Consider the following 12,193-nt stretch of genomic DNA (forward strand, 5'->3'; position numbering starts at 1 on the left):
GTCATCCGTTATCCCTCTGATCGGGCCATTTGGCCTGTTGTTGATTCTGTTCCGACTGAGGCCGGCCCGCCGCGCCATCCGCATCGCGGAGGCCCAAATCTTCGTCCGCCATCTCAGTCAAATCCCTGAAGCCCGATCCGGTCAGGATCAGCACGGCGTGGCGCCCGCCAAGCGAGCCGTCCCGCGCCAATTCGGCGAGCGCAGCCAGTGCCGCCGCCGCCGACAGCTCGGCGTGGAAGCCGATTGCCGCAAGTCTTGCGCCAGCCGCGCGTACCGCATCATCGCCGACCGGGACGGCGCTGCCGCTACTGCTTCGCAAAGCCTGGACGGCCTGCCAGGTGACGGTGCTCCCGGCGATCGAGAATTGCGCGGTCTCGCCGGCAAAGTCGCCGCGATAATCCTCGCCCGCCATCACCCGCGAAAGCCGCGGGAAGGGTTCGGCCGCCACCAGCCTCGGCATGCCGCGCCCGATCTCCGCGAAGCCGAGCGACAGGCCCGAGAGCAGATCGCCACGCGAACAGGGCACGACGACGAGATCGGGCATGGCGGATGCGGCGATCTCGGCGGCGACCGTCTTGTATCCCTCGATCCCGAACGGGTCGGTCCCGACCGCCGGCAGATGATAATTGGTCGCGGCGAACGCCCCTTCCGCCACACGAATGGCGAGATGGCGCCAGCGCTCCAGGCTGTCGGCGAAAGTCACGATGCCGGCGCCATGGGCGCTGATCGCCCGGCGATAGGAGGCCGGCAGGTCATCCGTCGCCGCGATCTCGGCGGCGAGGCCGGCGCGCGCCGCGTAAGTCGCGACCGACAAGCCGCCATTGCCGCTGGACGCGGCGACGACCAGCCGCGCGCCAGAATCCTGCGCCCGCGCCAGCAATTGCGCGCTCATCCGGTCCTTGTGCGAGCCGGTCGGGTTGCACCATTCGAGCTTCAGCGACAGCCGGCCGACGCCGACAGCCGCGGCAAGCTCCGGGACCTCGACCAATGGTGTTCCGCCCTCGCCCAGCGAGAGCGCCCCGGGAAATGGCAGCGCGATCGTCGTCGCCTGCGCCGCTTCATCCGGTGCATAGACCAAGCGCAGATTGGAAGCGTGCCCGTCGCGCGCGCAGCGCGGACAGCCGCCCTCATGCGTCGCGACCGGCAAAGCCAGATCGCAGCGCAGACAGGCAAGGCCAGTCAAACGCGGATTGCGAGCCGGGGCCAAGGCTTGGGCTGAGGGCATGACCATTGGTAAAAAGTATTGAGGTCCCTCCCCATCTGGTCAAATCTCATTTTTTCGGGTTGCTATTCATTCTTGATATGGGGTCTTGCATGAACCTGAGGCAGATCGAGGCTTTTCGCCTCATCATGCTGCGCGGCTCGATGACGGCGGCCGCGCAGGAGCTGCACACCTCGCAACCCAGCATCAGCCGTTTGATCGCCGAACTCGAAGCCTCGATCGAGTTGCGGCTGTTCGAGCGCAAGGCCGGCCGCCTGACGCCAACAGACGAGGGGCTGACCTTCTACCGCGAGGTCGAGCGCAGCTTCCTCGGCCTGGAGAACCTGGCGCAAGCCGCCAAGGACATCCGCTTCTTCGGTACCGGGCGTCTGCGCATCGCGGCGATGCCGGCGGTGGCGCTGGGCTTCGTGCCGCGCTGCATCCGCATCTTCAAGGAGCGCTATCCGAATGTGACGATCTCGCTGCAGATGCGCAGCGAGGCGACGGTGACGCGCTGGTCGTCCTCGCATTATTGCGACATCGGCTTCGTCGCCAACATCGTCGGTTCGCCCTCGATCGAGGTCCGCCATCTCTACAGCTTGCCGGGCTATTGCGCGCTGCCGCCAGGGCATAAGTTGGCAAGCCGCGAGGTCATAGTCCCCGAGGATCTGGAGGGAGAATCCTTCATCTCGCTGGCGGTGGAGGACGGCGCCCGGGCGCGCGTCGACCGTGTCTTCGAGAGGCTGGGCGTCAAGCGCCAGCTCGCGCTGGAATCGCCGTTCGGGGCGACGATCTGCGCGTTGGTCGGGCAGGGCCTCGGTATCGGCATCGTCAACCCGATCGTCGCCGACGACTATCGGCATACCGGGATCGCATTCCGCCCGTTCAAGCCCGCGATCGTTTTCGAGGGCAATGCGCTGTTTCCGACGCATCACGAAGCCAATGTCCTCGTCGACGGCTTCCTGCAGGTCGTCCGCGACGCGTTGCGGCAGTACGAACCGGCGCAATGACCGCCTCGCGGAGCATGGCGCGGAGCGCGTCAGGTCAGGACGCAGGCAAGCCCAAGGGCGGCGGTCCCGCGAAACCGGCATCGGCATCGCGCGCGAGCTCGGCGATCGCCGTGCGGACCTTGTCGGCGAGATCCAGCGCCAGCGCCGAACGCAAGCGCCCGGTCGCCCAGACCACGCCGATATCGTATTTCAACGCCGGCGCGAAAGGGCGCACGACGATACCGCGTCCATCATACTCGGCTGCAGTGAACGGATCGACGATCGAGAGCCCAGCACCGGCCGCCACCAGCGAACACGCGATCATCGACAGAGGCGTCTCGACCCGCGTCAAACGGGTGACACCCGCGGTCGCGAATATCGCGTCGATCCGATAGCGCGTCTGTGTCGATTGTTCGAGCGAGACGAAGGGTTCGTCGACGAAATCCCGCGGCCCCAGCACAGCCTTCGCCGCCAGCCTGTGACCCGCCGGAATGACCGCCACGCTCTGTACCAGCGGCAGCCATTCGACGTCGATATTGGGGAAGTCGAGCGGCCCCTGTGCAAAGCCGATATCGCAGAAACCGCTCGCGACCCACTCGACGACCTGTGACGAAATGCCGCCATAGATGGAGAGCTCGATTTCGGGTTTTTCCTTGAGGAAAACGCCGACGATACGCTGCAGGAATCCGACATTGAAGGTCGGCAGCGCCGCGATCCGCAGCCGCCCGGAGCGGCCTTCGCGCAGGTTCTTCGCCGCGCTCTCGATACGCTCCAGGCCGACGAACTGGCGCTCGACCTCACGATAGAGCGAGAGCGCCTCATTGGTCGGGACCAGGCGCGTGCCGCGCCGCTCGAACAGGCGCAGGCCGAGCGCATATTGCAGATCATGGATCAACCGCGTCACCGCCGGCTGGGTGATGTGGAGCGCGCGCGACGCCGCGGTCACGCCGCCGGTGACGATCACGGTGCGGAAAGCCTCGATCTGGCGCGGATTTAGCATGTGACGATCCAGCCCTCCACAGACCATAACATTTCGGCATGGATTGAACGAATCATTCGATTTGACCAAGTCGAAACTGTCGCAGACCCTCCCGCCATCACTCAAAAAATGAGGAGGGGTCTATGAAATTCCCATCTATGAAATTCGCTTGGGTAGGACTGTTGATGACCACGACGGCGCTCGGCACGGCCGGCGCGGCCCTGGCACAGCAGAAGACGCTGTTCGTCGCCGGCTATGGCGGCTCCTATGAGCAGACGATGCGCAAGGAGGTCATTCCGGCCTTCGAGAAGCAGGCCAACGTCAAGATCGAATACGTCGCCGGCAACTCCACCGACACGCTGGCCAAGCTGCAGGCGCAGAAAGGCAACCAGCAGATCGACGTCGCCATCGTCGATGACGGCCCGGCCTATCAGGCTGTGGCACTCGGCTTCTGCGGCACGCTGACTGACGGCCCCGTCTACAAGGACGTCGCGCCGGTGATGAAGTTCAAGTCGAACAAGGGCGTGGGGCTCGGCCTCGTCGGCACCGGCCTTTTCTACAACAAGAAGATTTTCGACGAGAACAAGTGGCCGGCGCCAACCTCCTGGAACGATCTCAAGGCCAAGACCTATGGCAAGAAGATCGTGGTCCCACCGATCAACAACACCTACGGCCTGCACGCTCTCATCGCCTTCGCGCAGCTCGGCGGCGGCAGCGAGAGCAACATCGAGCCCGGCTTCAAATCCTTCAAGGACGAGATCAACCCCAACATCGTCGCCTATGAGCCCTCGCCGGCGAAGATGACCGAACTCTTTCAGAACGGGCAGGCCGTGCTCGGCGTCTGGGGTTCGGGCCGCGTCAAGGCCTTCGCCGACACCGGCTTCCCGGTCGAGTTCGTCTATCCCAAGGAAGGCGGCTATGCGCTCGGCGTTGCCGCCTGCCCGATCGAGGGCTCCAAGAACGCGGCCGAGGCCAACGCCTTCATCCAGTTCATGCTCTCGCCGCCGATCCAGAAAGTGATGGCGACCGGAGCCGGCTTCGGCCCGGCCAACACCACGGTGACGCTGACAACCGAGGAGCAGAAGGGCCTGCCCTATGGCGAGGACGTGAAGAAGCTCAAGGCGGTCGACTGGGACATAGCCAACGCCAAGCGCGAGGAATGGACCAAGCGCTGGAACCGCGAGGTTGAGCGGTAACACGCCCTCCCTTGAACCTCTCCGTCATCCCGGACGTAGCCCTCGGGTCCGATCTTCGATCGGCCCAAGGATAGACTCCGCGAAGATCCGGGATCCATGCCTGAACCGTTCCGGTATGGATCCCGGGTCAAGCTCGGGATGACGGCAAAGTTCCCCCAGTCTTTTCTGAAACGTCAGTGAACCCAATGTCGCATCTCGTTCTCGAAGGGCTGGGCAAGTCCTACGGCAGCGCCGTCGCCGTCGAAGGGCTCGACCTTTCGGTCGAGCGCGGAGAGTTCGTCTCGCTGCTCGGCCCCTCCGGCTGCGGCAAGACCACGACCTTGCAGATGATCGCCGGCTTCGTGCCCGTCGACCGGGGCCGCATCCTGCTCGATGGCGGCGATCTCGTTGCCGTGCCGCCCAACAAGCGCGGGCTCGGCATCGTCTTCCAGAGCTATGCGCTGTTCCCGCATATGACGGTGGCGCAGAACATCGCCTTCGGACTCGAGATGCGCGGGATCGACAAGGCCGAGCGCGAGACGCGCACCCTGGAGGCGATGGCGCTGGTCGGGCTGAAGGGCTTCGCTGATCGCTATCCCAGGCGCATGTCGGGCGGTCAGCAGCAGCGCGTCGCACTCGCCCGCGCTCTGGTGATCAAGCCGGCCCTGCTCCTGCTCGACGAGCCGCTCTCCAATCTCGACGCCAAGCTGCGCGAGGAGATGCAGAGCGAATTGCGCCAGATCCAGCGCTCGATCGGCACAACGACGATCCTCGTTACTCATGACCAGCACGAGGCGATGGCGCTATCGGACCGGATCGTGCTGATGAACCAGGGCCGCGTCGAGCAGATCGGTGCACCCGACGCCGTCTATGGCAAGCCTGCCAGCGCCTTCGTTGCGAGCTTCCTCGGCAAGACCAATGTGCTGCGTGGCACGGGCGATGGCAGCGGCGCGGTCAGCATCGGCGCCTTCTCGCTGCCGATCGCAGGTGCGGGCGCAGGCCCGGTCCAGCTCGCCGTCCGGCCAGAGCGGCTCAGCCTGGCTGCAGCAGGCGCGTCCGGCTTCGAGGTGCGCGTGACGAGCCGGGTCTTCCAGGGCGCGCATTGGCTGCTGACGGCCGACAGCGCAGCCGGCCCGCTCATCCTGATGCGCCATAATGACGGCCAGCCCGTCCCGGCCGAGGGCGAGACCGTGACGCTGAGCTTCGCCCCCTCGGACGCCGCGCTGCTTGCGCCGGGGGATGCGAGATGAATCGCGCCCTCTCGCAACGCGCCACACCCTATTGGCTGACGGGACCGGCGCTGCTCGTCTTCCTCGGCCTGGTCGTCATTCCCCTGGCGATGACCGTGCTGCTCTCCTTCTACGATTGGGGCCAGTACAAGGGCATCGTGCCGGAGTTCACGCTGAAGAACTTCCACGAGATCTTCACCGATTCCTATTTCTTCGAGATCTTCCTGCGCACCTTCCGGATTGCCGTGCTGGTGACGCTGTTTTGCATGCTGATCGGCGTGCCGGAGGCCTATATTCTCAACCGCATGTCGCCGGCCTGGCGCGGCATCTGCCTACTCGCCATCATCGGGCCGCTCCTGGTCTCGGTCGTGGCGCGCACGCTCGGCTGGGCGCTGCTCTTGGGCTCGACCGGCCTCGTCAACCAAGGACTGATGGCGGCGGGGCTGATCCGCGCTCCGCTCGAATTCATGTTCACTGAAACGGGCGTGGTCGTGGCGCTGATCCACGTCCTCATCCCTTTCATGATCCTCGCGGTCTGGGCCTCGCTGCAGCGGCTCGACCCGCAGATCGAGAATGCCGCGCTCTCGCTCGGAGCAGGCCGGCTGACGATCTGGCGGCGCGTGATCCTGCCGCAGATCGTGCCGGGCATGCTGTCTGGCGGCATCATCGTCTTCGCGCTGGCGGCGAGCGCCTTCGCCTCGCCCGCGATCATCGGCGGAAGGCGGCTCAAGGTCGCCTCCACGCTTGCCTATGACGAGTTCCTGAACACGTTGAACTGGCCGCTCGGCGCGGCCGTCGCGGTGCTGCTGCTTGCAGCCCTCGTCGCCATCACCGTCGGCTCCAACCGGCTGATCGAACGCCGCTACGCACAGGTGTTCGAATGAGCAGGATGTTCAAATGAGGAAAAACAGCCCGCTCGCGCTCTGCTTCCACGCGCTTTTCGTCATCTTCATGCTGGCGCCGCTGCTGATCGTCTGCGTCGTCGCCTTCACGCCGGAGGGCTACCTCTCGCTGCCGACGCGCGGCCCGAGCCTGCGCTGGTTCAAGGCGATCTTCGACTATCCCGAATTCATCCGCGCCTTCCGCGACTCGCTTTGGCTCGCGGCCCTGTCCTCGACGGTCGCGATCATGCTCGCCGTGCCCGCCGCGCTCGCCATCGCCCGCCACCGCTTTCCCGGGCGCGAGGCTCTGACCACGCTGTTCATGTCGCCCCTGATGGTGCCCCATGTCGTGCTCGGCATCGCTTTCCTGCGCTTCTTCACCCAGATCGGACTGTCCGGCACCTTCCTCGGCCTGGTGCTCAGCCACATCATCGTGGTGCTGCCCTTCGCGCTCCGGCTTGTGCTCGCCGCCTCCTATGGCATCGACCAGCGCATCGAGCATGCGGCGATCTCGCTCGGCGCCGGCCATGCCACAGTGTTCCGCAGGGTGACGCTGCCCTTGATCCTGCCCGGCGTGGTCTCGGGCTGGCTGCTGGCCGCGATCAACTCCTTCGACGAGGTGACGATGACCGTCTTCATCGCCTCGCCCGCGACCGTGACCTTGCCCGTCCGGATGTTCCTCTACATCCAGGACAATATCGATCCTCTCATCGCAGCCGTCTCGGCCTGCCTGATCGCCCTCACCGCCGGTCTCCTGATCGCGCTCGACAGGCTTTTCGGGCTCGACCGGCTGTTCGTCGGAACCGGAAAAGGCTGAACCCACGTGTCGTCCAAGAGCAATCACACGGAACCTGACGTCGTCGTCATCGGCGGCGGCGTGGTCGGCGGCGCGATCGCGCTGGGGCTCGCCCGCAGCGGCGCGCGCGTCACCGTCCTCGACGAGGGCGACGCGGCGTTTCGGGCTTCGCGCGGCAATTTCGCGCTGGTCTGGGTGCAGTCGAAAGGCTTCGGCATGCCGGAATACGCGATGTGGTCGCGCCGTTCGGCCGATGACTGGCACGGGCTTGCCAACATCCTCGGTGAAGAGACCGGTATCGACGTCGCCCACAGCCAACCCGGCGGCTTCATGCTCTGCCTGTCGCAGGACGAACTCGGGAAGCGCGTCGATGCGATGCATCGCCTGCACAATCAAACCACGCTGACCGACTTCCCCTATGAAGTCCTCGACCACGCCGAGACGAAACGGCGTCTGCCCGATATCGGCAAGGACGTGGTCGGCGCGATCTATTCCCCGCTCGACGGTCATGTGAACTCGCTCAAGCTGTTCCGGGCGCTGCGCGAGGCGACGGTGCGTCGCGGCGTCGATTATCGACCGAACTGCCCGGTCGAGAGCATCACGCCGCGTGATGGCGGCTTTCGCATCAATGGCCCCTGGGGCGAGATCGCTACGGCCAAGGTCGTGCTCGCAGCCGGCCTCGGCAATGCTCGGCTCGCGCCCATGGTCGGCCTCGACGCGCCGGTGAAGCCGAGCAAGGGCCAGATCATCGTCACCGAGAAGACCGCGCCCTTCCTGCACAACCCAATGGTGACGGTCCGCCAGACCGATGAGGGCGGCGTCATGATCGGCGACAGCCAGGAGGATCGCGGCTTCGACACCGTCGTCGGCCAGCCGATTCTCTCGGTCATGGCCGAGCGCGCGGTCAGGATGTTCCCACGCCTTGCCGGGCTCAATGTAGTCAGGACCTGGTCGGCGCTGCGCGTGATGAGCCCTGACGGCTTCCCGATCTACGACCAGTCGCAGAGCTGCCCGGGCGCCTTCGTCGTCACCTGCCATTCCGGCGTGACGCTGGCCGCCAACCATGTCCTGACGCTCGCCCCCGCCATTCTCTCCGGCGTGCTGCCGGATGCGGTCGCGAGCTTTTCCGCACGGAGGTTCCATGTTTAGGCCCATGTCGGACGCCAAGAGCGCCGCCACGCTCAGCTTCAGCTTCGACGGCCGCCCGCTGATTGGCCGCGACGGTGACACGGTCGCGGCCTCCCTGCTGGCGAACGGCGTCACGATCTGCCGCGAGACCCCAGTCTCCGGCGCGCCGCGCGCGCCCTATTGCCTGATGGGCGTCTGCTTCGAATGCCTCGTGGTCATCGACGGCGTCGGCAACCGGCAAGGCTGCATGGTGCCGCTGCGCGACGGCATGACGATCGAAACCCAGCATGGCCGGCGTCAGCCCGAGGAAACGCAAGGATGAAGCCCCTCACCGAAATCGGCCAACTCGCCGAGCATTACGACCTCGCCGTCGTCGGCGCCGGCCCCGCCGGCCTCTCGGCCGCGGCACGCGCGAGCGAGCTCGGGCTTTCCGTGCTGCTCGTCGACGAGAACCCGGCGCCGGGCGGCCAGATCTACCGTTCGATCACGACGACGCCGGTCTCGGACCGCGCCGTGCTCGGCCAGGACTATTGGCGCGGCCTGGACATCGTCGCCCGCCTCAAACGTTCGGCAGCCGCCTATGCCGCGCGCTGCACCGTCTGGTCGATCGCTCCCGATGTGGAGTCGGATGGATCCTCATTCGAAATCGGCCTCTCCCTCGATGGCCGCGCCCGGCTGATCACTGCCGGACAGGTCATCCTGGCAACCGGCGCGCAGGAGCGGCCCTTCCCGATTCCGGGCTGGACCTTGCCCGGCGTGATGACGGCCGGCGCGGCGCAGATCGCGCTGAAGAGTTCGGCGATCGTCCCCAAGGGCCGCACCGTGATCGCCGGCTGCGGGCCGTTGCTCTATCTCCTGGCGGGTCAGCTCGCCGCTGCCGGCGCCGAGATCGTCGCCGTCCTCGACACCACGCCCCGGCGCAACTGGCCGGCCGCACTCGGTGCGCTGCCGGACTTTCTGCGCTCACCCTATCTCGCCAAGGGGCTCAGGCTGATGGTGAAGGCGCGCCGCAGCCTGCGCTTCCTCGGCGGCGTCACCAGCCTCACGGTTGAAGGCTCCGGCCAGCTCTCCGCCATCCGCTTCGAGCGCGGCGGCGCCTCGCAGAGCATCGCCTGCGACACGCTCTTGCTGCATCAGGGCGTCATTCCGAGCGTCAACCTCTCCAATGCCGCCGGCTGCGCGCATGATTTCGATCCGGTCCAGCATTGCTGGGTGCCGCAAATCGACGATTGGCTCGCCTCGTCCGTCCCAGGCATCGCGATCGCCGGCGACGGCGCCGGCATCGGCGGGGCCGAGAGCGCGGCGCTGCGTGGCGAGATCGCAGCACTCGACACAGCCAGGCGGCTTGGCCGCATCACCATCCCGGAACGAGACGATCACGCAGCCCCGGTCCGCGCCGCCCTCTCGCGCACACTGCGCGGCCGCCGCTTTCTCGACCTGCTCTACAAGCCGGCCGCGCAATTCCTCGCACCAATCGTGGACGACACCATCATCTGCCGCTGCGAGGAGGTCACGGCCGGGCAGGTGCGCGATGCCGCCAAGCGTCTCGGCGTCACCGGTCCCAATCAGATGAAGGCCTTCCTGCGCTGCGGCATGGGTCCCTGTCAGGGGCGGCTTTGCGGGCCGACCGTGGTCGAGCTGATCGCCGAGACGCGCGGCACGACTCCCGCCGAGGTCGGCTATTACCGCCTGCGCCCGCCGGTGAAGCCGGTGACGCTGGCCGAGCTCGCCTCGCTGCCGCAGAGCGAGGCGGCCGTCAAAGCGGTGGTTCGGTGAGCGCAGAGCGCCGCAGCGCGGATGTCATCGTCATCGGCGGCGGCATCCATGGCTGCTCGACCGCGCTGCACTGCGCCTTGCGTGGCCTCTCGGTCATCCTGATCGAGAAGGACCATGCCGGCCGCCATGCCTCGGGCGTCAATGCCGGCGGCGTGCGCCAGCTCGCGCGCCATGTCGCGGAGATCCCGCTCTCCAACACCTCCATGGCGATCTGGCATGGGATCGCCGAGCTCGTCGACGATGATTGCGGCTTCACCTCGGACGGCCAGGTGCTGGTCGCGGAAAACGAGGCCGATCTCGCCGGTTGCCGCGCCCGCGTCGAGGATCTCAACCTGCGCGGCTTCCATCATGAGGAAATGATCGACGCCAGGGAGCTGCGCGAGATCGTCCCGGCCGTCTCCGAAACCTGCCCCGGCGGCGTGATCTCACGCCGCGACGGTGCCGCCATTCCGCTGCGCGCGACGCAGGCCTTCAAGCGCAAGGCCTCCGAAATGGGCGCGACGATCCGCGAAGGCGTCAAGGTCACGAAAGTCGAGCGCGACGGCGCAAACTGGCGCGTCGTCACCGATGCCGGCGATTTCCTCAGCCCCCGCATCGTCAACGCCGCCGGCGCCTGGGCCGACCGCATCGCCGCCGATCTCGGTGAGCCCGTGCCGCTGGAGGTGATCGCACCGATGCTGATGATCACTGCACCGATGCCGGCCTTCATCAAGCCGGTCGTGATCCTGCGCGGCCGAAAGCTCTCCTTCAAGCAATTCGGCAACGGCACCGTCCTGATCGGCGGCGGCTATCTCGGCCGCGCCATCCGCGATGAGAACAGGACGATCCTCGACTGGGGCAAGCTCGCGACCAATGCGAAGACGGTCTGGGACCTGTTCCCGATCATGCGCGGAGCGCCGATCCTGCGCGCCTGGGCCGGGATCGAGGCGCGCATGCCCGACGATCTGCCCTGCTTTGGGCCCAGCGCCAAGCATGAGGGCGTCTACCACCAGTTCGGCTTCTCAGCCCATGGCTTCCAGCTCGGGCCGGGCGCCGGCGCCGTGATGGCCGAAATCATCGCGACCGGCCACAGCAACGTGCCCATCGACGGGCTCGACATTGCCCGCTTCACAGCCTCAGCCCCCCACTGACCTCTTTTCAACCCGGAGAAAGACCATGACGATCACCCGTTCCATCCGCACGCCGATCCAGAACCGCGTCGTCCAGACCGGTGGCTTGGTCTTCGTCGGCGGCACCACCGCCGATGACACGACCCAATCGATGGGACCGCAGACCCAGAACATCCTGACCAAGATCGAGGGCTATCTCGGCGAGGTCGGCCTCGACCGGACAGCGATCGTCGCCGCGACGATCTTCGTCACGGACCTGTCGATGAAGAAGGAGATGGACCCGGTCTGGACCGCTTTCTTCGGCGAAGGCCTGCCGACCCGCGCCACCGTCGGCGTCGCCGATCTCGGCGGCACCACGCTGATCGAGGTCGTGGTCACCGCCGCCAAGGGCTGATCGACCGACAAGACCTCAGCGACGGAGCCAGAAACTTCTAACCACGCGCCTCCGCCTCCGGGCGGGGGCGTCTTTTCCCGAAAGCGTTTTCGAGCGAGCTGGGCACCGGCTCGCGTGAAGAAAACGCGTCAAAACAATTGCTCTAAGTACCGCATTTATATGCAGTGCCCGCCGTGCTCGGGCCTTTCCACTTGATGTCGGCGACGGAGGATTCGACATGGGTCGCGCCCAATTCCGCGCCGCCGGCCTTCAACCGCGCCAAGGCCGCATCGCGCGCCTGATCCCTGAGCAGCACCTTGCCCAATGGCGATGCGCCTTCAAGCTCGCCGAGCTTCTTGCAGTTCTCGACGACGCTCTTGGTATCGGTGACGACCACCGTATTCGAGCGCGAGTTCGGGATCACGCAGGCCGAAAGCGCGAGCAGGGGCAAAAACAGAAGGGAACGCAGCATCGGGCCTATCCTTAGAGCGTTTTTGAGCGAAGTGGGCACCGGTTCGCGCGAAGAAAACGCGTTAAAACAAAAGACGAGGGCAACG

At 66.2% G+C, this 12,193-nt stretch carries 13 protein-coding genes; 10 read left to right on the forward strand and 3 right to left on the reverse strand.

All coding sequences use genetic code 11. The annotated features are described in order from the left end of the window. Window position 1 precedes the first annotated feature (1 nt). Window positions 2–1,225, reverse strand: a complete 1,224-nt coding sequence (locus BMZ97_RS16835) for a pyridoxal-phosphate dependent enzyme (protein ID WP_092172464.1) — start codon at window positions 1,223–1,225, stop codon at window positions 2–4. 89 nt (window positions 1,226–1,314) lie between these two features. Between BMZ97_RS16835 and BMZ97_RS16840 the strand changes: the two genes are divergently transcribed. After that, entirely contained in the window at window positions 1,315–2,211 is an 897-nt protein-coding gene (locus BMZ97_RS16840; protein ID WP_092171866.1) for a LysR substrate-binding domain-containing protein, read from the forward strand. A 34-nt stretch (window positions 2,212–2,245) separates the two neighbouring features. On the opposite strand, the gene BMZ97_RS16845 is transcribed toward BMZ97_RS16840, so the two are convergent. Next, window positions 2,246–3,190, reverse strand: a complete 945-nt coding sequence (locus BMZ97_RS16845; RefSeq protein ID WP_092171869.1) for a LysR substrate-binding domain-containing protein — start codon at window positions 3,188–3,190, stop codon at window positions 2,246–2,248. A gap of 164 nt (window positions 3,191–3,354) precedes the next feature. Here BMZ97_RS16845 and BMZ97_RS16850 point away from each other — a divergent pair, with 164 nt between their 5' ends. From BMZ97_RS16850 to BMZ97_RS16890, 9 genes are all read left to right on the forward strand, one after another. Then, a complete protein-coding gene (locus tag BMZ97_RS16850) occupies window positions 3,355–4,365 on the forward strand; it encodes an ABC transporter substrate-binding protein (protein WP_244546457.1) in 1,011 nt (336 codons plus the stop codon). 185 nt (window positions 4,366–4,550) lie between these two features. Further along, entirely contained in the window at window positions 4,551–5,594 is a 1,044-nt protein-coding gene (locus tag BMZ97_RS16855; protein ID WP_092171874.1) for an ABC transporter ATP-binding protein, read from the forward strand. Then, window positions 5,591–6,457, forward strand: coding sequence for an ABC transporter permease (locus tag BMZ97_RS16860; protein ID WP_092171877.1), 867 nt, complete (start codon window positions 5,591–5,593; stop codon window positions 6,455–6,457). Before BMZ97_RS16855 ends, BMZ97_RS16860 begins: the two co-directional genes overlap by 4 nt. A gap of 13 nt (window positions 6,458–6,470) precedes the next feature. Continuing rightward, window positions 6,471–7,271 (forward strand): ABC transporter permease, encoded by an 801-nt coding sequence (locus tag BMZ97_RS16865; protein WP_092171879.1) that lies wholly within the window; start codon window positions 6,471–6,473, stop codon window positions 7,269–7,271. Between the two features lie 6 nt (window positions 7,272–7,277). After that, window positions 7,278–8,399: an NAD(P)/FAD-dependent oxidoreductase gene (locus BMZ97_RS16870; protein WP_092171882.1), complete on the forward strand. Its 1,122-nt coding sequence runs from the start codon at window positions 7,278–7,280 to the stop codon at window positions 8,397–8,399. Then, window positions 8,392–8,700 carry a (2Fe-2S)-binding protein gene (locus tag BMZ97_RS16875; RefSeq protein ID WP_092171885.1) on the forward strand — a complete coding sequence of 103 codons (309 nt, stop codon included), beginning with the start codon at window positions 8,392–8,394 and terminating at the stop codon, window positions 8,698–8,700. Before BMZ97_RS16870 ends, BMZ97_RS16875 begins: the two co-directional genes overlap by 8 nt. Continuing rightward, a complete protein-coding gene (locus BMZ97_RS16880) occupies window positions 8,697–10,154 on the forward strand; it encodes an FAD-dependent oxidoreductase (RefSeq protein WP_092171888.1) in 1,458 nt (485 codons plus the stop codon). The genes BMZ97_RS16875 and BMZ97_RS16880 overlap by 4 nt, the downstream gene beginning before the upstream one ends. Next, entirely contained in the window at window positions 10,151–11,284 is a 1,134-nt protein-coding gene (locus tag BMZ97_RS16885; protein ID WP_092171890.1) for an NAD(P)/FAD-dependent oxidoreductase, read from the forward strand. The genes BMZ97_RS16880 and BMZ97_RS16885 overlap by 4 nt, the downstream gene beginning before the upstream one ends. 25 nt (window positions 11,285–11,309) lie before the next feature. Next, complete coding sequence (locus BMZ97_RS16890) at window positions 11,310–11,657, forward strand: RidA family protein (RefSeq protein ID WP_092171893.1); 348 nt, start codon at window positions 11,310–11,312, stop codon at window positions 11,655–11,657. A gap of 142 nt (window positions 11,658–11,799) precedes the next feature. Here BMZ97_RS16890 and BMZ97_RS16895 read toward each other — a convergent pair whose 3' ends face one another. Continuing rightward, entirely contained in the window at window positions 11,800–12,108 is a 309-nt protein-coding gene (locus BMZ97_RS16895) for a hypothetical protein (protein WP_092171896.1), read from the reverse strand. Window positions 12,109–12,193: the final 85 nt, after the last annotated feature.

The organism is Allobosea sp. OK403, assembly GCF_900113835.1.
GTDB lineage: Bacteria > Pseudomonadota > Alphaproteobacteria > Rhizobiales > Beijerinckiaceae > Allobosea.